The organism is Novosphingobium sp. (assembly GCF_020852455.1).
In the GTDB taxonomy this organism is placed as follows: domain Bacteria; phylum Pseudomonadota; class Alphaproteobacteria; order Sphingomonadales; family Sphingomonadaceae; genus Novosphingobium.
This window is the reverse complement of record NZ_JADZAT010000011.1, coordinates 1-21,987: the sequence shown is the minus strand read 5'-3', so window position 1 is coordinate 21,987 and position 21,987 is coordinate 1. Positions and strand designations below refer to the sequence as shown.

Below are 21,987 nucleotides of genomic sequence, written 5' to 3'. Positions count from 1 at the left end.
CGGCCATGACCGATCTTGCCGCCTTCCGCGCTGAAGTACGCCAGTTTCTGGCCGACAACCTGGACGAGGAGCTGGCCCGTGCCGGGCGGCGCCAGACCAGCGTCTTTTCCGAGCCCGAGCATTCGATGCCCTGGCAGGCCAAGCTTCACGCGCGCGGCTGGGCGGCGATCGACTGGCCGGTGGAATATGGCGGGCCGGGCTGGAGCGCGATGCAGAAGTACATCTTCTCCGCCGAATGCGCCCGGGCCGGCACGCCCAGCCTGATGCCGCAAGGGCTCAAGATGGTCGCGCCGGTGCTGATGCATTACGGCACGCAGGAGCAGAAGGACTTCTTCCTGCCGCGCATCCTCAACGGCGAGCATTACTGGTGCCAGGGCTTTTCCGAGCCGGGTTCGGGATCGGACCTCGCCTCGCTCAAGCTCAGGGCGGATCGCGATGGCGATCACTACGTGCTCAATGGGTCGAAGATCTGGACCACCCACGCGCACCACGCCAACTGGATGTTCGCGCTGGTGCGCACGTCGAGCGAGGGCAAGCCGCAGGCCGGGATCAGCTTCCTGCTGATCGACATGGCGACGCCGGGGCTGAAGGTCGATCCGATCATCAGCCTGGCCGGCGAGCATGAGCTGAACCAGGTGTTCTTCGACAATGTCCGGGTGCCGGTGGCCAACCGGCTGGGCGAGGAAAACGACGGCTGGTCGGTCGCCAAATACCTGCTGACGTTCGAACGCGGCGGACGCTATGCCCCCACCCTGTTCGCCCAGCTGGGCAAGCTGCGCGAGGAAGCGGACGACGATCCGGTGTTGCAGGACCGGCTGCGCCGCGAGGCGGTGACGGTTGAGGCGCTGGAAGCGATCGAGATGAAATCGATCGGTGCCAAGGGGGCCGAAGCGGCGCTCTATGCCTCGGTGCTCAAGGTCCAGGGAACCGAGGCCGAACAGCGGATTGCGGTGCTGGCCTGCGACATTGCCGGAGCGGAAGCCTGGTGCGTTCCCGATGGCCAGTCGAACGACCGGCTGGCGACCGCCGTGCCCCGCTATCTCAACGGCCGCGCGGCGACGATCTATGCCGGCTCGAACGAGATCCAGCGCGATCTGATCGCCCGGGTCTCGCTGGGTTAGACCAGGGTCCCCGCATGGCGCGCCAAGTGCGCGCTGCGGTTGCCGAACCCTGCGGCGATGGTCAGGCCGCGCTTGAACATGCCGCCCAGTTCCAGCTCCTCGGTCACGCCCATCCCGCCGTGGAGCTGGATCGCGCCTTCGCCGACCAGCCGCACCGCATCGCCGCATTCGACCACTGCGGCGCTGACCGCGTGATCCCAGCCGGGCGTGCCTTCGGCCAGCACCGCGCGCTCGATCAGCCCGCCGGCCTTGAGCAGGGCCATGTGCATGTCGGCCATGCGGTGGCGCAGCACCTGGAAGCGGGCGATCGGCTGGCCGAATTGCTCACGCTGGTTGAGGTAGGCCGCAGTATCGGCATGCATCCGCGCCATCAGCCCCAGCGCTTCGGCGCAGCGCCCGGTCAGCGCGGCGTTGCTGGCCCAAGGCCAGACGTCAACGCCGCCTGCCAGCGCTTCTCCGGCGTCGGCCGAAAGCGTGAAATCGGCGGTTTCGGTCCCATCGAACATCGCCCGCACGCGCCGCTCGGCCGCAGCGGCCGGCACCAGCCGGGCCCCCGCCGGGGTCACTGCCAGCAGCCAATCGGCCCCGGCCCCGCCCGGCACCTGGGCAAAGGCCCGTGGATCATCGCCCAGTGCCAGCGAAATCCGCTGCTCCCCGCTCGCCAGGTCGCCCAGCAGCGCATGACCGGGCGCCAGCCGGGCAAGCAGCGTGGCGGCCAGGCTGTGCGACAGCCAGTCACCCGCGGCCAGCGCTGGCCCCAGCGCCTCGGCCACCAGCGCGCGTTCGATCGCGCCGCCACCGGTTCCGCCCTGGTCTTCGGGAATGCCGACCCCCATCAGCCCCAGATCCCGGGCCAGCCCCGACCAGTCGGGGCGGGGCACATCGGCCAGGTAACGCTGGATCGCATCGCGCAGCAGCGCGGCTTCGTCGGTCAGGGGAAGGTCAAGAGCCATGGCGCCACTCTGCCAAGTTCAGACCCGCCAGTCCACTGTTCCGCGCCCCTTGCTGTCAAGGAAGGCATTGGCCTGACTGAAATGGCGGCAGCCCAAAAAACCTGAATGCGCCGACAGCGGGCTGGGGTGCGGCGCGGTGAGCACGAGGTGATGGCCGTGTGCCAGTCCAGGTACGTTCATCGCCTTCTTGCGGGCATGGCTGCCCCACAGCAGGAACACGCAGGGATCGGCCTTGGCGGCCACGGCGGCAACCACCGCATCGGTAATCTCTTCCCAGCCCTTGCCCTGGTGCGAAGCGGGCTTGCCATCCTCGACCGTGAGGCTGGCATTCAACAGCAGCACACCTTGCCGCGCCCAGTGCGAAAGGTTGCCGTGGCTGGCGCGCGGCAAGCCCAGGTCGCTCTCCAGCTCCTTGTAAATATTGACAAGACTGGGCGGCACCCGGACCCCTTCCTGGACCGAGAAGCTGAGCCCATGGGCCTGGCCGGGGCCGTGGTAGGGGTCCTGCCCCAGGATCACCACCCTGACCGCATCAAGCGGGGTCAGCTCCAGCGCCGCCAGCCGCGAGCCGCGCGGCGGATAGATCGCCTTGCCGGCGGCCTCCTCAGCCTGCAGGAATCCGCCCAAAGCACGCGATTTCGGACTGGCCAGCACCGGCTCAAGCGCTGCGCGCCAGCTATCGGGGACGGCATCAGAACTGGCCACTTTGCGCTCCCATCCAACGCGGGGCTTTCCTCCCCGCGGCAATCGGCCTAAGCACTTTGCCGATATGGCTGTCTATCTCCACGAAGAAGATCTCCCCGAAGGCGTATTGGGGCCGGGACCGGTTGCGGTCGATACCGAAACGATGGGGCTGCAAACCCCGCGCGACCGGCTGTGTCTGGTCCAGATTTCGGACGGCGGCGGCGATGAACACCTGGTGCGCTTCGCCCCGGGTTCAAGCTATGCCGCGCCCAATCTGAAGGCGGTGCTGGCCGATCCGGCGCGGGTCAAGCTCTACCATTTCGCCCGGTTCGATCTGGCCGCGATCGAGCATTACATGGGCGTCACCGCCGCGCCGGTGTTCTGCACCAAGATCGCCAGCAAGCTGGTGCGGACCTATACCGACCGGCACGGCCTGAAGGATCTGGTCCGCGAACTGCTGGGCAAGGAACTGTCCAAGCAACAGCAGTCGAGCGACTGGGGCGGCCCGGAACTGAGCGAGGCGCAGCGCGAATATGCCGCATCCGACGTGCGCCATCTCCACGCGATGCACGCGATTCTGGTCGAACGGCTGGCGCGCGAACACCGCAGCGAAGCCGCGCAGGCCGCATTCGATTACCTGCCGCATCGCGCCCGGCTTGACCTGATGGGCTGGGCCGACAAGGACATCTTCAGCCACGAGGCTTGATGAGCCAGCAAGCCGACATCATCCGCGACAAGCGCCAGCACTGGGCCACGCCCGGCGGCTCGCACGATCGCAAGGTCAAGTTCCTGGCGATTGTCCTGCCGGGGCTGGTCGGGGTTGTGACCGCTGCCATGGTGGTCGGCCCTCTGTTCGCACGCGGCGAAATCAGCTTCCTGCTGGACCGGACAAAGGTGGCGATGACGCAGGAACGGGTCAGGGTGGCCGACGCCATGTACCGCGGCGAGGATGATCAGGGCCGGCCCTTTACCGTCACTGCCGGCAATGCAGTGCAGGTTTCGGTCAAGGAACCGGTGGTCCTGCTCGACCGGCTGGCCGCGCGGATCCTGCTGAGCGACGGACCGGCCGAACTGACCGCTTCGCGCGGCACCTACAATTACGAAGCCGAACAGGTCAGCGCCCAGGGTCCGGTCAGCTTTGCCGCTGCCGATGGCTACCGGATGACCACCCAGAACGTCTCGATCGACCTCAAGACCCGCCGCGCCAGCGGTACGGGCGGGGTCAGCGGGGCGATACCGTCTGGCACTTTCAGCGCCGACCGGGTAAGCGCCGATCTCGACAACCGGGCGCTCTACCTTGACGGGCATGTGCGCCTGCTGATCCAGCAACACTCGTTCAGGATGCCGCGATGAGAGCTTTGACCATGACCCCGCTGCGCCGCACCGTGCTGCGTTCGGCCCTGGGCGGTTTCGCGATCAGCACGGCCGCCCTGCTGGCGCTGGCACCGGGCCAGGCCCAGGTCTTTGGCGGGCACAACAGCGATGCTCCGGTCAGTGTCTCGGCCGATCATGGCGAACTGCTGGGCCGGCAGGACCGCGCGACGCTGGCCGGCAATGTGGTGATCAGCCAGGGCAACCTGACCCTGCGCGCGGCGCGCACCACGCTGGCCTTTTCCAGCGATGCCGGCAGCTTCAAGATCCACCGGCTGGATGCGACCGGCGGGGTCCAGGTCACCAAGGGCGACCAGAGCGCCACCGGCGATGTCGCGATCTATGATTTCGACCGGCGGATCATCACCATGGCCGGCGGCGTCGTGCTGAAGCGCGGAAATGACCGGCTGACCGGAGGACGGCTGGTGATCGATCTCAACAGCGGGGTTTCGACGGTCGATGGCAGCGCCGGCGGCGGGTCCTCGGCACTCGGCACCCCCGGCGCGGGATCGCGCGGCGGGCGGATTACCGGCACTTTCACGGTTCCCAAGCGCAACTGATCGAGCACGGGCGATGAACCTCGCCAGATTGCGGCACCAGCTGCTGGATATGCTCGCGCCCGGTGGCGGCGCGATTCCCGCAGGGCTTGGCGCCACTGATTGGCAGGCGCTTGACGCGATGGCCGCGCAGCATCGCCTGCGGCCGCTTCTGCACGCCCGCTTCAAGTCGATCGCCGGTGTCCCGGAGGACGTTTCACAGGCCTGGCGGCAAAGCCACCGTCTGGCAGCGATGGAAGCGCTGGTGGCCGATCAGGACCTGGCCGAAACCACCGCAATCCTTGGGCAACTGGGGCATCAGCCGATCGCGCTGAAGGGTGCCTGGCTGGCCCGGCACGTCTATCCCGAAGCGGCGCAGCGACCGATGCGCGACCTTGACCTGCTGCTGGAGCGCGACGGGGTGATTGCGGCCTATCACGCGCTGAAGCAAGCCGGTTACAGCGATGGTAAGGCCCCGGAAATGGCGCTTGAGGATGTGCTTCGGCTCGACAAGCACATGCCGCCGCTGGTTGCCCCGCGCGGAACCTGGATCGAGCTGCACCACCGTTTGTGGGAACCCGATGGCAAGCTTGACCATGCCACCCCGCACGGCGACGAAGCCGGGTTCAGGGCGCGTTCGACGCTTGGCTCCGATGGAATTCGCTATCCTGATCCGCAGGACATGCTGGGGCATCTGATCGTCCACGCGGTCTATGGTCACCGGCTCAACTGCGGGCCCTTGCTGCTGACCGATCTGGATTTCCTGCTCGCCCGTCATGCGATCGACTGGCCCCGGTTGTGGCAGCAGGCGCAGGCCGAACGCTGGCGTGATGGTGCCCGGCTGGTGCTGGACCTGCTGATGCAATGGCATCCGGGTGCCCCGGTCGATTTCTCGGCCGACCAGGGCAAGCCGTCACCTGCTGTCCTGCTCGATACCTTGCCCGACCTGCTGCTGCAGGATCTTGACACCCGGCGCAGCGCGGGCCTGATCGCGGCAGCGCTGAAGGGTGGCCCCGCCCGTCTGCTGCGGCGGCTGCGCGGACGGCAAGGCGCCAACGGCCAGGGCGAAGTGCAGCGCGACGTGTCGCGCGAAGGTGGCAAGCTGGGCTGGGCCGCCTCGCGCGCCTGGCGCTCGCTCAGCGAACTGGCCCGCGCCGACGTGCGCCGCCAGTCGCGCCAGCTTGCCGCACTCAGCAAATGGCTTGATCGATGAAGGGGCGCCGGGTTCTGATCGTGGGGATCAATTATGCCCCCGAACCGGTCGGTATCGGTCCCTACACCCAGGGCCTGGCCGAAGCGCTGGTGGCCGCCGGGGCGCAGGTCGAAGCCGTGGTGGCCAAGCCCTATTACCCGCAATGGCGGACCATGGCGGGCTATGCCGGAGGCGGATGGCGGCGCGCGCAGGAGCAGGGCGTCGATCTGGTCCGCTGCCCGATCTATGTCCCGGCTGAACCCAGCGGGCTGAAGCGGATTATCCATCTGGCCAGCTTCGCATTGTCCGCGCTGCCCTTTGCCCTGCGTGCCGCCCTGCGCCGCCGGGGCGAACGGCCCGAGCTGGTCGTGGTGCTGGCCCCGGCGCTGCTCAGCGTGGTCACCGCCTGGCTGGCCGCCCGGATCGCCGGGGCCCGGCTGTGGATCCACGTCCAGGATTTCGAGGTTGAGGCCGCGCTGGCCACCGGTCTGATGAGCGGGGGAAGCTGGCCCGCCCGGCTGGCCCGCTGGCTCGAGGCGCGGCTGCTCGGTCTGGGTGATCGGGTCTCGACGATCAGCCCGCAAATGTGCGCCAAGCTGCGCGACAAGGGGATCGCCGCCGAACGCGTGTTCGAAATGCGCAATTGGTCCGATGCGCGGTTCGCACCCGATCCCGCCGGTGCTGCGGCGATCCGCGCCGAATGGGGCCTGGGCGCGCGCAAGGTGGCGCTCTATTCAGGCAATATCGCGCGCAAGCAGGGGATCGAGATCCTGGTCGAGGCCGCCCGCCAGCTGCAAGAGCGCGAGGATATCGCTTTCGTGATTTGCGGCGAAGGCCCCAACCGGGCCGAACTTGAACGGCTGGCGGCAGGGCTGGGCAACGTGCAGCTGCACGATCTGCAACCGGCCGAACGGATGGGCGCGATGCTGACCATGGCCGACCTGCACCTGCTGCCGCAGATCGCCGGTGCCGCCGATCTGGTCTTGCCGTCGAAGCTGACCAACATGCTCGCGTCCGGCCGCCCGGTGGTGGCGACCACCGAACCCGGGACCGGGCTCTATGCCGAAGTCGATGGCTGCGGCACGATCACTCCGCCCGGCGATGCCGCAGCGCTGGCCACAGCCGTTGCCGAGCTGGCCGACAATCCGGCGCTGCGCGAAAGCGTGGGCCGCATGGCCAGCCAGCGTGCGGCCGAACGCTGGAGCAAGGACGCGATCATCGCCCGCGCATTGGGAGCAGTAGGCTAGGAGTCCGTGCCCTCGTCGCCAGCTTCGGAGCCTGGCGTGCCACTGGCGGACGGGCCGGCGTCAGGCTTGGGCGGTGCGCTGTCGACCGCCGGCTCTTCGTCTTCGGGCAGCGCATCAAGCGTCGGTGTGCTGGTGGGTTTTGGTGCGGCCACGGCCGGGGCTGCGTCGGTTGCAACCGGCGCAGGATCGGTCGAGCCACTGTCTTCCCCCAACAGAAACGCCCCGCCGATCGCGGCCAGTCCCAGCAGAGCCAGGGCAATATATTTGACCCGGTTCGGGATCAGTTCATCCATCGGACTTCCCCTTCAGTCCTTCGCCCAGGGCGACTTGTGGGCCGCCTTGACATGGGCGGCCTTGGCCGCTTCGTGCTGGCGCGCCTGGTCGGCCATCGGCACGGTGCAATAGGCAGTCAGCAGGATACCGATCGACCACGTCACCGCTTTCCAGCGGCTGGCGAAGACCTGGTTCATCCGGGTGCCGAAGCCAAACATGCCCGGAATTCTAGCCCCGGAGGGTTAAGGAAGTCTCGCCGCCTCACGCTTCAGCTCATAGAGCAGATCAAGCGCCTCACGCGGGCTGAGGGCATCGACATCGAGAGCATCCAGCCGCTGCCGCAAATGATCGACCACCTCTTCCTGCTGCTCGGCCGCGGCGGCGAACAGCGGCAGGTCGCCCAGCCCCGCCGCGATCCCGCCAGTTTCGGCGCGGCCTTTCTCCAGCCGGTCAAGCACAGCCTTGGCCCGCGCCACCACTGGCGCGGGTACGCCCGCCAGCTTGGCCACGGCCAGGCCATAGGAGCGGTCAGCCGGACCTTCTGCCAGTTCATGCAGCAGCACCAGATCGCCCTGCCATTCGCGCGCGCGGACGTGGTGGAGCGACAGCGCCTCACAGCTTTCGGCCAGCCGCGAAAGTTCGTGGTAGTGGGTCGCGAACAGGCAGCGACACCTGTTCACGCCGTGCACCGCCTCGACCACCGCCCAGGCCAGCGCCAGACCGTCATAGGTCGAGGTGCCGCGCCCGACCTCATCGAGGATCACGAAGCTGCGCTCGCTGGCCTGGGCCAGGATCGCCGCGGTCTCGACCATCTCGACCATGAAAGTCGAGCGCCCGCGCGCCAGGTTGTCGGACGCACCGACCCGGCTGAACAGTCGATCGACCAGCCCGATCCGCGCGGTCTCGGCAGGCACGAAGCCGCCGGCCTGCGCCAGCAGCACGATCAGCGCGTTCTGGCGCAGGAAGGTGCTCTTGCCGCCCATGTTGGGACCGCCGACCAGCCACAGCCGGTCCTGCGGCGACAGCGTGCAGGCGTTGGCGACAAAGCGTTCGCCCTTGGCCGCCAATGCGGCTTCGACCACCGGATGGCGCCCGCCTTCGATCACCAGCACCGGTTCGGCGGCGATTTCGGGGCGTGACCAGCCGCCTTCGGCTGCTCGCTCGGCCTGACCCGCTGCGACATCGAGCCGGGCCAGCGCCGCGGCGGTCGCCGCGATCGCATGGCGCGCGGCCACTGCCAAGGCGGTCAGCTCTTCGAAATGGGCTTCCTCGGCTGCCAGGGCATGACCGCCGGCCTGGGCGATCCGGCTGGCTTCCTCGTGCAGCGCCAGCGCGTTGAAGCGCACTGCCCCGGCCATGGTCTGGCGGTGGGTAAAGCCGCTGTCGGGCGCCATCAGCGGATCGGCCGAACGCGCGGGTACCTCGACGAAGTAGCCCAGCACGCCGTTGTGGCGGATCTTCAGCGCGGCGATCCCGGTGTCGCTGCGATACCTGGCCTCAAGCGCGGCGATTGCGCGGCGGGCATCGCCCGAGATCCGGCGCAGTTCATCGAGCGCAGCGTCATAGCCCTCGGCGATGAACCCGCCCTGGGCGCGTTCGGTCGGCGGGCTGGCAACCAGCGCCCGGGCATAGAGATCGGTCAGCGCACCGTGCCCGGTCAGCGCCGGGAGCAGCGCATCGAGCAACGCCGGGCGTTCGCTGCGGCCCTTGAGGAAATCGTGAATCCGCCGCGCTTCGGACAGGCCATCGCGCAGCTGGCCCAGATCGCGCGGAGAGCCGCGCCCCGCCACCACCCGGCCCAATGCGCGGCCCAGATCCGGGATCGCGCGCAGCACCGCGCGCAGATCGCCGCGCAGCAGCGGATCGGCGTGGAGCCAGCCGACCAGCGCCAGCCGCGCTTCGATTGCGGCGGCATCGGTCAGCGGTGCGGAAAGGTCATCGGCCAGTTGCCGCGCGCCCGCGCCGGTCACGCAGCGATCGACCGCCTCGATCAGGCTGCCGCGACGCCCGCCCTGGCTTGAGGCAAGGATTTCAAGGCTCGCCCGGGTCGCCTCATCCATCGCCAGGTGCGCTTCGCCCGCGCGCGCGACCGGCGGCAAGAGCAGCGGCAGGCTGCCGCGCCCGACATGGTCAAGATAGGCCACCAGCCCGCCCGCCGCCGCCAGCATCGCCCGGGTAAAGCTGCCGAAGCCGTCCAGCGTCGCCACTTCGTGCAAGGCCTTGAGCCGCGCTTCGCCATGATCGCTGGAAAAATCGCGTGCCGGCCGGGCAATTGCCTCGGCCGGGGCATCCGCCAGCCCCTCGGGCGCGACCAGTTCGCTTGCCCCCAGCCGGGCAAGGGCGGCGCCCAGCCGGTCGGGCGCGCACTCTTCCAGTTCCATCCGCCCGGTCGAAATATCGCAGGCGGCAATCCCGAAGGTCCCGCGCACTTCGCAAACCGCTGCCAGCACATTGGCCCGGCGCGGTTCGAGCAATGCCTCTTCGGTCAGGGTCCCGGCGGTGACGAAGCGGACAATGTCGCGTGCGACCAGCGCCTTCGATCCACCGCGCTTCTTCGCTTCCTCGGGCGTTTCGGTCTGGTCGGCGATCGCCACCCGGCAGCCGGCCTTGATCAGCCGGGCCAGATAGCCCTCGGCCGAATGCGCCGGCACCCCGCACATCGGGATCGGCACGCCCTGATGCTCGCCCCGGCTGGTCAGCGCGATATCGAGCACCTGCGCGGCCAGCTTGGCATCATCGAAGAACAGTTCGAAGAAATCGCCCATCCGGTAGAACAGCAGGCAGTCCCCGGCCTCGGCCTTGAGCGCGAGATATTGCGCCATCATTGGCGTGGGGGCGGCAGAACCGGACATCGGGGATGACTAGCGCCAGATTGGGCGATTCGGGAGGCTTGCCGGTCAACCTTTCCCCTATCGCGTTGCGCCCTGCTGGGTTAGGGCGAGGCTGATTGCAGGAGTTACCATGTCCGAGGAAAGCAACGTCCGTTTCACCGAACGCGAAGCGCTGTTCTATCACAAGACGATCCGGCCCGGAAAAATCGAGATCATCGCGTCAAAGCCGATGGCGACGCAGCGTGACCTGAGCCTCGCCTATTCGCCCGGCGTGGCCGTGCCGGTCCAGGCGATCGCCGACAATCCGGCCGATGCCTATGAATATACCGCGCGCGGCAATCTGGTGGCGGTGATTTCCAACGGCACCGCGATTCTGGGCATGGGCAACCTTGGCGCGCTGGCCTCAAAGCCGGTGATGGAAGGCAAGGCGGTGCTGTTCAAGCGCTTTGCCGACGTCGATTCGATCGACATCGAACTGGCGACCGAAGACCCGGACAAGTTCATCGAAGCCGTCGCGCTGATGGAGCCGAGCTTTGGCGGGATCAACCTGGAAGACATCAAGGCGCCCGAATGCTTCGTGATCGAGCAGGCGCTGCGCGAACGGATGAAGATCCCGGTGATGCACGACGACCAGCACGGCACCGCGATCATCGCTGCCGCCGGTCTGGTCAATGCCTGCCACATCACCGGGCGCAAGTTCGAGGACGTGAAGGTGGTGGTCAACGGCGCGGGTGCTTCGGCGCTGGCCTGCACCGCGCTGATCAAGTCGATGGGCGTGCGGCATGAAAACGTCACCGTCTGCGATACCAAGGGCGTGATCTATGTCGGGCGCGAAGGCGTGGACCAGTTCAAGTCGGCCCATGCGACCCACACCGAAAAGCGCACGCTGACCGAAGCGCTGGTCGGGGCCGACATCTTCCTGGGCCTGTCTGCCGCTGGGGCGGTGACGCAGGACATGGTCAAGGGCATGGCCGCCCAGCCGATCATCTTCGCGATGGCCAATCCCGATCCCGAAATCACCCCGCCCGATGCCAAGGCGGTGCGCCCCGATGCGATCGTCGCCACCGGGCGCAGCGACTATCCCAACCAGGTCAACAATGTGCTGGGCTTTCCCTTCATCTTCCGCGGCGCGCTTGATGTACGGGCCACCGCGATCAACGAAGAGATGAAGATCGCCGCAGCCTATGCCATTGCCGAACTGGCGCGCGAAACCGTGCCGGAAGAAGTCGCCGCGGCCTATGGCCAGAAGTATCAGTTCGGCCCTGACTACATCATCCCCGCGCCGTTCGATCCGCGACTGATGGAAGTCGTGTCCTCTGCCGTCGCCAAGGCGGCGATGGATACCGGTGTGGCGCAGAAGCCGATCGAGGATTTCGATGCCTATCGCACCAGCCTGAAGGCACGGCTCAACCCGACCACCTCGGTGCTGACCCAGGTCTATGAAGCAGTCAAGGCCAGTCCCAAGCGGATGATCTTTGCCGAGGCCGAGAACGAGATCGTGCTGCGCGCGGCGATCCAGTACCGCGATTTCGGCTATGGCGAGCCGGTGCTGGTCGGGCGGACCGAGGCGGTCCGGACCAAGCTGGCCGAGCTGGGCGTGGGCAATCCCGAGGCCTGGCAGATCGAGAATTCGGCCATGAGCGAGCACGTGCCGGCCATGGTCGAACTGCTCTATGACCGGCTGCAGCGGCGCGGGTTCATGGAACGCGACGTGCGCCGGATGGTCAACCAGGATCGCAACGTGTTCGCCTCGCTGCTGCTCAAGCTGGGGATCGGCGATGCGATGGTCACCGGCATGACCCGCACCTTTGCCCAGACGATGCGCGAAGTGCGCCAGGTGCTGGAACCGCATGAGGGCCGCCTGCCCTTTGGCATCCACCTGATGATCGGCAAGAATTACACCACCTTCCTGGCCGATACGACCGTGAACGAACGCCCCAGCGCGCAGGATCTGGCGGTGATCGCCAAGGAAACCGCTGCGGTCGCCCGGCGCCTGGGCCACGAACCGCGCGTCGCCTTCCTGTCCTATTCGACCTTCGGCAACCCGCCCGGCCGCTGGCTGGAGGGTATCCGCGAGGCAGTGGCGATCCTCGATGCCGAAAACCCCGGTTTCGAATACGAAGGCGAACTGGCCCCCGATGCCGCGCTCAATCCCACGGTCATGGCCAACTATCCATTCTGCCGCCTCTCGGCTCCGGCCAACGTGCTGATCATGCCGGGGCTGCAATCGGCCAACATTTCGGCCAAGCTGCTGCGCGAGCTGGGCGGTCAGGCCACGATTGGCCCGATGCTGATCGGGATGGAAAAGCCGGTCCAGATCGCCCCGATGACCGCGATTGCCCCCGACGTGCTGACGCTGGCGGTGCTGGCGGCAGCCGGGGTCTGCGGCTGACCCGGCGATCATGCTGGTGCTGCGGCCGACCGGGGCGGACGATGCGGCGGCAATGCTGGCGCTCTATCGCCGCGCCGCCGACGGCCCCGGGCTGGCGCGCTATCCGGATGAGCTGGACGAGAGCTTCCCCCAGGCGGTGCTGGCCAGGGCGGCCACTGCCGGACTGTCGATCGGCGCCTTTGACGGGGACCGGATGCTGGGCGAAATCCACGCCTGGCGACCCGGTCCGCGCAAGTTCGCGCATGTGCTGGGTGATCTGACCGTGGCAGTCGATCCCGATTGTCAGGGCCAGGGTATCGGCGGCAAGCTGTTCGAAGCGCTGTTCGCCGCCGCCCGCGAGATGCAGCCGGCGATTCAGCGGATCGAGCTGTTCGTTCACACCGGCAATCCCGCCGCACGGCGACTCTATGAGCGCCTGGGCTTCGTCGAGGAAGGGCGGATGCCTGGCCGCCTGCGGTTCGACGATGGCCAGGTTCATGACGATTTCGCCATGGCCAAAACCCTGTGAGTACCAAGATGAGCCAAAGCCCTGCCCGTCCGCGCCGCTCAGCGCTGTACCTGCCTGCGTCGAATGCCAAGGCGCTGGCCAAGGCGCGGGAACTGCCGGTCGATGTGGTGATCCTCGATCTGGAGGATTCGGTCGCGCCCGACGGCAAGCTGGAAGCGCGGGAATTGGCGCTGGCGGCACTGCGCGAAGGCGGGTTCGGGCGCCGCGAAGTGGTGGTCCGCGCCAATGGACTCGACACGCCCTGGGGCGCCGACGATCTTGCCGCGATTGCGGTGGCAGGGCCCGATGCAGTGCTGGTGCCAAAGGTCAGTTCGGCCGAGGATGTGCTGGCCTATGACCAGGCACTTGCCGCCGCGCCAACGCAAACCCGGCTGTGGATCATGGTCGAAAGCTGCGCGCTGGTGCCGCGGATCGATGCGGTTGCGGCGCTGGGCACCTCGACCCGGCTGTCCGGCATGGTGCTGGGAATCAACGATTTTGCCAAGGAAATGCGCGCCCAGCTGCGCCCCGGCCGCGCGCCGTTCCTGCCGATACTGACCGCAACCGTCTGCGCCGCGCGGGCCCACGGGCTGGTGGTGCTCGACGGGGTCTGCAACGAATTCCGCGAGCTCGACCTGTTTACCGTCGAGGCCGAACAGGGTCTTGAATTCGGCTTTGACGGCAAGACCCTGATCCACCCGGCGCAGGTCGATCCGTGCAATGCCGTGTTCTCACCCGGCGCGGCCGAGCTGGCCTGGGCCAGCGCCGTGGTCGCAGCCTTCGATCTGCCCGAAAACCACGGCAAGGGCGCGATCAAGGTCGATGGCAAGATGGTCGAGCTGCTGCACCTTGAACAGGCGCGGCGGGTGCTCGCCATCGCCCAGGCGATCGCTTAGCCCCAGGCGCGGTAAACCCCGTAAAGGCTGGTGGCGGTCAGCACGAGCCCGACCAGCACCAGCATGGTCTTGGGATTGAAATGCTTGGCCGCCCAGGCCCCGATCGGTGCCGCGGCAATCCCGCCGATCAGCAGGCCCAGCGTGGCGCCAGCCAGATCGGCAAAGCCCAGGTGCCAGATGAAGGCCGCGCTGATGGTCAGCGTCAGGAAGAATTCGACCGCGTTGACCGTGCCCACCACCTTGCGCGGATCGGCCCCCTGGATCAGCAGGTTTGAAGTGACCACCGGCCCCCAGCCGCCGCCGCCGGCCGCATCGAGGAGGCCGCCCAGCAGCCCCAGCGGGGCGATCATGCGCGCTTCCTTCTGCTGCGGCGGGTAGAGGATCCCGCGCGCCAGGATGTAGAGGCCGATTGCAGTGAGGTAGAGCAGCACGAACGGCTTGACCACGCCGGCATCCAGACTGGTCAGCAGGTAGGCCCCCAGCACCCCGCCCGCGACGCCTGGCAGCAGCAGCCGGAAAAACAGCTTCCGGTCGATATTGCCGTGCAGCAGGTGGCTGATCCCCGAGGTCGCGGTGGTGAAGCATTCGACGACATGGACCCGCTGCGAGGCGAGTGCGGGCGGAATCCCCATCACGCCAACCAGCAGGGTGTTCGAAATCACCCCGAACGCCATGCCCAGCGCGCCATCAACCAGCTGCGCGGCAAACCCGACACCGATGAACGGTAGCAGGGCGGAGAGGTCAAAATGGGTCAGGTCCATGGTCGTCATCTCCCGGCAAGGCGATTCTCGACCAAAATGCTAGAGTTGAGCCTGCGCGATTGCGACAAAGAAATTCCGCGCCGCGCCCAAACGATTTCTTTGTGCGGCAGGGTGCCGGTTTCAACCGAGCGCGAGCTGCACCGCAGCCTGGGCATGCAGGGTGGTGGTATCGAACAGCGGCACCGCGGCGTCATCCTGGCTGACCAGCAGCATGATCTCGGTGCAGCCCAGGATCACGCCTTGCGCCCCGCGCTGGATCAGCCGGGCGATGACCTGGCGATAGGCCTCGCGCGAGGCATCGCGGACCATGCCGGAGACCAGTTCTTCATAGATCACCCGGTGAACCAGCGCGCGGTCTTCAGGTTCCGGCACCAGTACCTCCAGCCCGTGGTGCTGGGTCAGTCGGTCCTTGTAAAAGGCCTGCTCCATGGTGAAGGCCGTGCCGAGCAGGCCAATCCGCTCGATCCCCGCCGTCCTGACCGCCGCGCCGGTGGGATCGGCGATGTGCAGCAGCGGCACGCCGGCCGCCGCCTCAACCCTGTCGGCCATCAGGTGCATGGTGTTGGTGCAGATCACCAGCGCTTCGGCCCCGGCTCCGGCCAGGCGCTGCCCGGCATCGCACATCAGCGCTTCGAGCCGCGCCCAGTCACCGGCATGTTGCAGCGCCTCGATCTCGGCAAAATCGAACGACCAGAGCAGGCATTTCGCCGACGCGGTCGGCCTCCTGGAATCGCGGACGCCCTGGTTGATCAGGCGGTAATAATGGGCCGAGCTTTCCCAGCTCATCCCGCCGATCAGGCCCAGCAGCTTCATGCCCGGCGCCGGAAGCGGAAGTACCAGATTTTGTGTCGCTTTTCAACCATCTATCTGACTCCGCGTCGTTTTTTGCCTGTTTTGGTGGGCCTGAAACTGCTCCAGCAATCACCGGGTAATCACCGAAATTGCTGTCGGCAAATGTCCGTTTGAGGAGCCAGGCGAGAAGATCGGCTGAAAGAAGCTCGTCACGGTTGCCGCCCCTGAGCGTTCAAGTCGGCCTCCAATGTGGCAATAGCATCAATCACTGCATCGAACGCGGGTGGTTCTGCGCCACTGCGCGCAGCATTCATGCGGCGGATTCTTCATCGGCGATGAGTGGCCGCAGCATTTCCTGCATCCAGGCCGGAAGTGTCGTCATTCCGTCGGTAAGATCGTCCCGCAGGTCTGCCCCATGCACGGGATCAGCCAGCAGACTGGCCAGTCGCTGGCGCCATTGACCATCATCGTCGCCCGGTATCGTGTCGCGCAGCCAGTGGAGGGCTTGGACGACGCGCATGGCGGGGCGACCCGCCCAATGAAGTTTGCTGGCAGCCGTGTGCTTGAATGTGATGGAGAGATTGCCGAGTTTGATCGACTTGGGCCGGGCTTCGCTGTGCACGACGATTTTTGCCGGCACGGCATTGGTGAAGCCGAGATCGTTGGCAGCAGTCATACCGTCAACCAGCACGCGGATCTGGTCGCGCCTGGCAACGGCGTCGATGACTGCCCTTGGATCGGGAGCGCTTTGCTGCTGGGTCAGGCTGTTGAACTGCGGCTTGTCATAGAGGCCACGGTCGATCCGCCGCAATTCACCCCATTTGACGAGGCGCTGGAGCGTCTTGTCTACCGCGTCGCGTCCGCCAAGATCGAGGAAATCAGTGGGCGTCCAGACAGCCCCCGCCACGCCTTGGCCAATGCGGTCGAGGATGAGGGCTTTGAGGCGGGGCGATTGAGCATCCATGTCCGAAATTTGTATCACAATTTCGGACATTGTCTATTCCGGAGTGTCCGAAAAATGTAAACATATTTCGGACATAACACAGGTGCTCGCTGAAAGGATTCCTATGTCGAACCCTGCTTCGGTTGATGGAGCACGATCCGGTCGCCCTCCGAAACGATACACATGGCTATGCGCACGCCAGTTCAGACTGTGCCATTGCCACCCATCCAGAAACCCAGTTCCTGATGGCGCGCCCCACCCGCCTTCCACCCGTCGAGTGGCGCATAAATATGCCCCGCATTGCCACCACCGACGAGGTAAGCGCGCCACGAATAGCCGTCATAGACGCCGTTGATGTGCACGGCATAGGCCTGCGCCAGAGCCTTATTCCCCCGGATGATCACCAGGTTCTCATCGTTCTTTTGCGAAGCCGATGGCGAGAAATTGTGCGACCCGGTGATCACCACGCAATCGTCGGAGAACGGGTCGATCACAATCGTCTTCGAATGGACGATCGCCATCAGGTGCTCGGCCCGCATTTCCGCCACATTGAATTCCGTTTCGGCCCAAGACGGACGGTTGTTCTCACGAACACCGGAGGGAACCAGCACATCGTTGTGGAATCCCTTTGCCGCAGCGCCGCTCTTGATCACCTGACTGCTGACCCGGACGATCTTACCGGGCGCGTCCGACCCGTCGTCAGCCTGCGCTTCCACACTCGAAACAACGCTCCTGACATAGATCTTGTTCTCCGCTGCACGCGCAAGGATCTCGGTCAGCAGCGGCGATTGACCGGGTGTGAACATCAGCGCCATCACGCCTTGCTGGGCGTTCCGGATCGCTTCGATCACCGGCGCGAATTCTGCCTGCCCCCTGGTCGCAGCAAAGTAGAGGGTCACATCGCCGTCGTCTTTCGGTTGCGTGTTGGCGTCGACAAGGTCAGCTGGCATGTCGTCGCGAGCCGCGACGAGTGCGTGCCATTGCTTGAGGAACCGGTCGGCAACGTCGGGACGGTCGAGAATGACAAGGTTGTTGAGCTGAGTGCACAGGCCAGTGACGGTCCAGTTGGTGCTACCGGTCAACGCGCGCAGCGCCTTGCCGGCGGGCGTGACTTCAACCACGAACTTGTTGTGGACGCTTGGCGAGGATTTCCCGCTCTTCGACAGGTCGCGGTGGAACAGCTCGAATCCCGCGTCGTGGAGGTCAGTCATCACCCAGTTCTCGGTGGCGCCGCCATTCCCCATCAACAGATGACCGCGCGCACCAAACGGCTTCAGCCCCTGGACCAGTTCCGCGTCGTTCATTTCGTAGATGGCCGCATAGATCGAATTGCCGCGCCGATCGGCGTCGGCCAAAAACCCGAGCAATTCACTGCGCAGATCGCCCGACAGATAGCGCCGCCCCACGTAACCAGGATCCTTGAGTTTGGCGAGAAAGGTCCGCAGCGATTGAGCTGATGCATCGCCGCCAACCAGCCGGCTGACGACTTGCGACATCAATGTTCCGCGGTTGAAAAACGCCGAGATCCCGTCAGCGGTGCGGCCCGTAACCAGCGACGGCTGGGTCCAGACCGATGCATTCGCGTCATCCCGGTCAAACCCAGCGGCAGTTTCAATCATCGGGATGACCCGATAGGAAACCTGATCGGTCAGGCCCACACTGTGGTCGATCCAGATGCAGCGGCGGATTGGCGAATCAGCGGATGAAATTCCGTCCTGTCCTACGGCCGCCTCTCCGGCCTTTGGTGGAATGCGGTTTTTGAGCGGCGCAATGTCATGGGTCCGCTCGTCGCGCTTTTCGACGCAAAAGCCTGCCCAGTTATCGTTCCATGCGGCCGGTTCCCAAGCGATCAAAACATCGTCAGCACACGCGAAGGCATTTACCGTGATTGCCATGCTGCTCTTCCCCCGCTTCGATACGAACCAATTCTGATTATTATGGACACTGCGTGGTGCAGGAAGATGTCCTGCTTTGTTGTTCGCCGCAACCCCAAGGAGCTGCAGCAGAATCGGTCCAGAATTGCGGTGCGGACTCTTGTGACTTGGCTATTCGGCATAGAGCACGAAGGGTGCAAGCTCGCGCACCTGCATGGTCTCTCCATGTCTGGCTGCCAGATGCAGTGTCATGTAGAGAACCTGGATGATCGAATTAGAGCCCCTTTCTGTTCCGCAACTGCTGCTTCTTCACGCAAGGCTCCTCGAGGAATTGCGTTCGCGCGGTGTTTTGCGAACCGCGAACAACCCGACCGGAGACTTGGCTGAGTACCTGTTCTGCAAGGCGTTTGGATGGCGCCAGGCCGCAAATTCCGAGAAGAGCTACGATGCCCTCGATGCTAACGGCCTGCGCTATCAGATCAAGGGTCGGCGGCTGCACGCGCGCAATGGTTCCCGCCAGCTCTCCGCGATTCGAGATTTGGACGGTTTTGATATGCTGGCCGCAGTCCTTTTCGATGAACACTACCGCGTTGCCCGGGCCGTGCTCATTCCTGCGGCGCTCGTCCGAGAGCACTCAACTTTTGTCCCACACACCAACAGCCACAAATTCCACTTGCGGGAGTCCAACTGCGTTTTGCCCGAAGTCGTCGATGTTACCGCCCGGCTTTCAGACGACGGTCTCACTTCCGCCGATACGGGGACCGCGTAATGGTGCAGACAGTCTTCTGGTCATGGCAGAGTGATCAGCCATCCCGCGAAACGCGCAATATCATTCGCGATGCGCTGGTCTCCGCACTTGATCGCATTGCCATCGAAATGGAAGAGGCCGAGCGCCCCGAAATCGATCACGACACGAAGGACGCGCCTGGGTCCCCCGATATCGTCGCGACGATCCTCGCGAAGATCCAGCAGGCGGCAGTATTCGTTGCCGATGTCACCCCCATCGCGGTCTCGGACGGCGGTAAGCAGGTCGCCAACCCCAATGTGCTGATCGAACTGGGTTACGCGAAGCGAGCGCTCGGAACCGAGCGGGTCATCACCGTCTGGAATACGGCGCTCACCAATGCGCGCCCGGAAGATTTACCGTTCGACATGCGTCATCGTCGAGGACCTGTCGCATTTGCTCTGCCTCCCGGGTCCACGACCGATGAACTGCGCAAAGTGCGCACGGACCTTACCAAACAGCTTGAGCAAAGAATCCGCGCTTCGCTCGGCGCTGTGCCTGCCGTACCGGCAGAGCCATTGCGCTGGCAGAAATCTCAGCCAGAATTGCCGGGTCTTTGGGATCGAGGCGGCGAACCGCTCATGGTCAATCTGGGCCTTGACGGATCAACGGGAATCCAGCCAGCCGGAGCACCGTTCGGCTTTGCTCGTCTGTTGCCCACTTCGTGGTCGTTGTCGCCTTCAGCAGCAAAGGTCCTCGACAGCGCTACAGGCCACCCGTTGCCGCTCGGTCGCTGCAGCGGCATAGACTATGGGCCGACGACAGGCGGCTTCATCGCCTTTCGGTCCAGTGAAACTGTCCGCGAGCAGGGCGTGACGCCGACTGCGACACGCTGGTTCCGGGAAACCGGCGAACTTTGGGGCATCGCCACCAGTTACTTCGCTGGCGGCAACGACGCGATGGTGCTTGCCACCAAATACGCAATCGAACGCTGGGTCGCCTGGATCGAAGGCAATGTCCGAGTTGCAACCATGCTCGGCGGCAAAGGCCCATGGCACGTGAAGCTCGGCCTGGAAGGGCTCGCCGGAACTGCTTGGCCGAACCGTTTCGGCCGAGGCGAAGGCACGACCGTGGCGCTCGAAGATCGGGTCGAATGGGGTTTCGTTCTGGATGAAGTTACCACCGCAACGGTAACCGATGCTGTCCGTGATACCTTCAACAAGGTACTCGAAGCTTACGGACTTGATCCGATGGATGCGAACGAGTTCGGTCATTTTTCAAGGTCGTGATGGGGAGTAGGGGAAAGCCTTCCCCTGAGCCGGAGCCATCTGGCTGTCTCCGCCTACCCCTTCTGCGGGGGCACCCCGCAACGCCCCGGAATCCGTGCGCCCCACACTGGCCAGTCCTTGCGTAGTAACGTCGCCATTTCTCTCGCTATTCGCGATGCCTCGGAATATCGTTGCAAGATCAATCATGTGCGAGGCCTATGCAGGAAATGCCGATACTCTTCTGCAACATTGCCTGGATGAAGCACTACGCCGGCAGGAACAGCAAGGATCCTCCGCTCGGCGGCGGCGGTTTTCCGAGATCCGAAGGCTATTGCGGCGAGGAACTGAACTTCCTGAAGTGCAACGACGGCTTTGTTTATGGCCACTTCGAAACCATCAAAGGTGACGATGACCGGCAGGTCTGCATCGAGCGGCTCGGCGCGGGGCGGAGCGACCAATATCTCGACGGTGTGGATATCGTCTGGACCGCGCCGGTTGAAGGGCATGACCCTCGCTGCATCGTCGGATGGTACCGGAACGCACGGATCTACCGTCATCGGCAATTGTTCAACGGCCAATACCCGACTGCCCGGCACAAGGATGATGAAATCCAGTCATTTCGCGTGAAGGCCAGAAACGACGATGCCGTACTACTGCCGACCAAGGAGCGCACCCTGACGCTAGGGCGAGGACCTGGCTGGAGCGGTCAGGCCAGCTGGTGGTACGCACAGGACACGCAAAATGCCGATGCACGCCGGTTTGTTCGCGGCGTTCAGAAACTGCTGAACGGCGCAGCCGCACCTTCCAGCACGGACCGAAATGGCGGACGTGGTGGCGGAAAGGCGGGACGCGCTACGCCGGATGATTATTCGCGCTACGTGAACGCTTATGAAGCAGTCATCAGCCCTCGCCATGACAAGCTCCAGAGGCGTTTCGAGGCGTTTTTGAGCCGTACCGACCCAGGGGTCAGGTTCCTGCAAACCTTCCGGGATGACCTCCGCTATGTCGACAGCAAGGGCCTCGCTGTCATGGCCGAAATCAAACCCACCGAGCCCGCAACCTTGAGGTTCGCGATTCGCACCGCGATCGGTCAGTTGCTTGATTACAAGCAGCAACAGCAATGGCCGAGCAGGCAGCTGATCGTCGTCGAAACCGCAGTGTCGAATGCAGACGACCGCGCGCTCGCATTTGCGAGCGGGTTCGGCCTTGCATGGCCCGATGAAGATCGAGGTTTCACAATCATCTGGCCGAAATAGACGGAGCGGGGGAAGTCGCGCTCTGTCCCGCGCGCCCTTGCGGACGCGCTCCTGAGGGCGCGGCGTATGTCGGAAGCCCCGCGCGCACTCTGAACCGGCGATCATGGTTTCTTGTGCAGGCGGAAAGGCGACAAGCCCCGCCTTTCCGCCTGCAAGGGCGAGGTAATCAATCCCCGCCTACTTTCAGGGTGCAGATTCTTGCCTTGGCAATCTCGCTAGCCGCTCGCGCGACCGGACCCATGAGAAGGTGAGAGTGAGAGGCTGGCGGGCTTCGCCGTGACGGGATGAGGGTCGAGAGAGAGGCTCCCGGCCGCCCGTCATGGAGATGTTCCCATGAATATGCAGGTTCTCGATACCCGCCGCGATGCGGGCGGTGGTTACAAGGT

At 65.3% G+C, this 21,987-nt stretch carries 21 protein-coding genes; 12 read left to right on the top strand and 9 right to left on the bottom strand.

Annotation, left to right across the window (positions count from 1 at the left end; translation table 11 throughout):
* Positions 1-5: 5 nt before the first annotated feature.
* Complete coding sequence (locus IT549_RS06760; protein ID WP_292971183.1) at positions 6-1,121, top strand: acyl-CoA dehydrogenase family protein; 1,116 nt, start codon at positions 6-8, stop codon at positions 1,119-1,121.
* On the opposite strand, the gene IT549_RS06755 is transcribed toward IT549_RS06760, so the two are convergent.
* Complete coding sequence (locus tag IT549_RS06755; protein ID WP_292971180.1) at positions 1,118-2,074, bottom strand: acyl-CoA dehydrogenase; 957 nt, start codon at positions 2,072-2,074, stop codon at positions 1,118-1,120. The two genes, IT549_RS06760 and IT549_RS06755, sit on opposite strands and share 4 nt — an antisense overlap.
* 18 nt (positions 2,075-2,092) lie before the next feature.
* Positions 2,093-2,779, bottom strand: coding sequence for a uracil-DNA glycosylase (gene ung / locus IT549_RS06750; protein ID WP_292971178.1), 687 nt, complete (start codon positions 2,777-2,779; stop codon positions 2,093-2,095).
* 64 nt (positions 2,780-2,843) lie between these two features.
* Here ung and IT549_RS06745 point away from each other — a divergent pair, with 64 nt between their 5' ends.
* From IT549_RS06745 to IT549_RS06725, 5 genes are read left to right on the top strand one after another with little or no spacing between them, the layout of a single operon-like run.
* Entirely contained in the window at positions 2,844-3,464 is a 621-nt protein-coding gene (locus IT549_RS06745) for a ribonuclease D (protein WP_292971176.1), read from the top strand.
* Positions 3,464-4,111, top strand: a complete 648-nt coding sequence (lptC, locus tag IT549_RS06740) for an LPS export ABC transporter periplasmic protein LptC (RefSeq protein ID WP_292971174.1) — start codon at positions 3,464-3,466, stop codon at positions 4,109-4,111. The genes IT549_RS06745 and lptC overlap by 1 nt, the downstream gene beginning before the upstream one ends.
* Positions 4,108-4,689 carry an LptA/OstA family protein gene (locus IT549_RS06735; protein WP_292971172.1) on the top strand — a complete coding sequence of 194 codons (582 nt, stop codon included), beginning with the start codon at positions 4,108-4,110 and terminating at the stop codon, positions 4,687-4,689. The genes lptC and IT549_RS06735 overlap by 4 nt, the downstream gene beginning before the upstream one ends.
* Before the next feature lie 13 nt (positions 4,690-4,702).
* Entirely contained in the window at positions 4,703-5,878 is a 1,176-nt protein-coding gene (locus IT549_RS06730) for a nucleotidyltransferase family protein (protein ID WP_292971170.1), read from the top strand.
* Entirely contained in the window at positions 5,875-7,104 is a 1,230-nt protein-coding gene (locus IT549_RS06725; protein ID WP_292971168.1) for a WcaI family glycosyltransferase, read from the top strand. The genes IT549_RS06730 and IT549_RS06725 overlap by 4 nt, the downstream gene beginning before the upstream one ends.
* On the opposite strand, the gene IT549_RS06720 is transcribed toward IT549_RS06725, so the two are convergent.
* The 3 genes from IT549_RS06720 to mutS are packed head-to-tail and all read right to left on the bottom strand — an operon-like array spanning position 7,101 to position 10,229.
* Entirely contained in the window at positions 7,101-7,397 is a 297-nt protein-coding gene (locus IT549_RS06720) for a hypothetical protein (protein WP_292971165.1), read from the bottom strand. The genes IT549_RS06725 and IT549_RS06720 overlap by 4 nt on opposite strands.
* Positions 7,398-7,409: 12 nt before the next feature.
* On the bottom strand, positions 7,410-7,595 hold the full coding sequence (locus tag IT549_RS06715; protein WP_292971162.1) for a hypothetical protein: 186 nt from the start codon (positions 7,593-7,595) through the stop codon (positions 7,410-7,412).
* Positions 7,596-7,619: 24 nt separating this feature from the next.
* Positions 7,620-10,229 carry a DNA mismatch repair protein MutS gene (gene mutS / locus IT549_RS06710; protein WP_292971160.1) on the bottom strand — a complete coding sequence of 870 codons (2,610 nt, stop codon included), beginning with the start codon at positions 10,227-10,229 and terminating at the stop codon, positions 7,620-7,622.
* A 109-nt stretch (positions 10,230-10,338) separates the two neighbouring features.
* Here mutS and IT549_RS06705 point away from each other — a divergent pair, with 109 nt between their 5' ends.
* Genes IT549_RS06705 through IT549_RS06695 form a run of 3 tightly spaced genes read left to right on the top strand, consistent with a single transcriptional unit; the run spans position 10,339 to position 13,983 of the window.
* A complete protein-coding gene (locus IT549_RS06705) occupies positions 10,339-12,600 on the top strand; it encodes an NADP-dependent malic enzyme (RefSeq protein ID WP_292971157.1) in 2,262 nt (753 codons plus the stop codon).
* A gap of 10 nt (positions 12,601-12,610) precedes the next feature.
* Positions 12,611-13,108 (top strand): GNAT family N-acetyltransferase, encoded by a 498-nt coding sequence (locus IT549_RS06700; protein ID WP_292971155.1) that lies wholly within the window; start codon positions 12,611-12,613, stop codon positions 13,106-13,108.
* Between the two features lie 8 nt (positions 13,109-13,116).
* Positions 13,117-13,983 (top strand): CoA ester lyase, encoded by an 867-nt coding sequence (locus IT549_RS06695; protein WP_292971153.1) that lies wholly within the window; start codon positions 13,117-13,119, stop codon positions 13,981-13,983.
* Here IT549_RS06695 and IT549_RS06690 read toward each other — a convergent pair.
* The 4 genes from IT549_RS06690 to IT549_RS06675 all read right to left on the bottom strand — a co-directional run bounded on the left by IT549_RS06690 (position 13,980) and on the right by IT549_RS06675 (position 18,374).
* Complete coding sequence (locus IT549_RS06690) at positions 13,980-14,744, bottom strand: sulfite exporter TauE/SafE family protein (protein ID WP_292971150.1); 765 nt, start codon at positions 14,742-14,744, stop codon at positions 13,980-13,982. The genes IT549_RS06695 and IT549_RS06690 overlap by 4 nt on opposite strands.
* A 120-nt stretch (positions 14,745-14,864) precedes the next feature.
* Positions 14,865-15,557 carry an aspartate/glutamate racemase family protein gene (locus tag IT549_RS06685; RefSeq protein WP_292971148.1) on the bottom strand — a complete coding sequence of 231 codons (693 nt, stop codon included), beginning with the start codon at positions 15,555-15,557 and terminating at the stop codon, positions 14,865-14,867.
* A 289-nt stretch (positions 15,558-15,846) separates the two neighbouring features.
* Complete coding sequence (locus IT549_RS06680) at positions 15,847-16,530, bottom strand: DUF6088 family protein (RefSeq protein ID WP_292971147.1); 684 nt, start codon at positions 16,528-16,530, stop codon at positions 15,847-15,849.
* Between the two features lie 152 nt (positions 16,531-16,682).
* Positions 16,683-18,374, bottom strand: a complete 1,692-nt coding sequence (locus tag IT549_RS06675; protein WP_292971145.1) for a phospholipase D-like domain-containing protein — start codon at positions 18,372-18,374, stop codon at positions 16,683-16,685.
* A gap of 244 nt (positions 18,375-18,618) precedes the next feature.
* Here IT549_RS06675 and IT549_RS06670 point away from each other — a divergent pair, with 244 nt between their 5' ends.
* From IT549_RS06670 to IT549_RS06660, 3 genes are all read left to right on the top strand, one after another.
* Positions 18,619-19,122, top strand: coding sequence for a hypothetical protein (locus IT549_RS06670; protein ID WP_292971143.1), 504 nt, complete (start codon positions 18,619-18,621; stop codon positions 19,120-19,122).
* A complete protein-coding gene (locus tag IT549_RS06665) occupies positions 19,122-20,366 on the top strand; it encodes a hypothetical protein (protein WP_292971141.1) in 1,245 nt (414 codons plus the stop codon). The genes IT549_RS06670 and IT549_RS06665 overlap by 1 nt, the downstream gene beginning before the upstream one ends.
* A 206-nt stretch (positions 20,367-20,572) precedes the next feature.
* Complete coding sequence (locus IT549_RS06660; RefSeq protein ID WP_292971139.1) at positions 20,573-21,601, top strand: hypothetical protein; 1,029 nt, start codon at positions 20,573-20,575, stop codon at positions 21,599-21,601.
* The last annotated feature ends 386 nt before the right edge of the window (positions 21,602-21,987 follow it).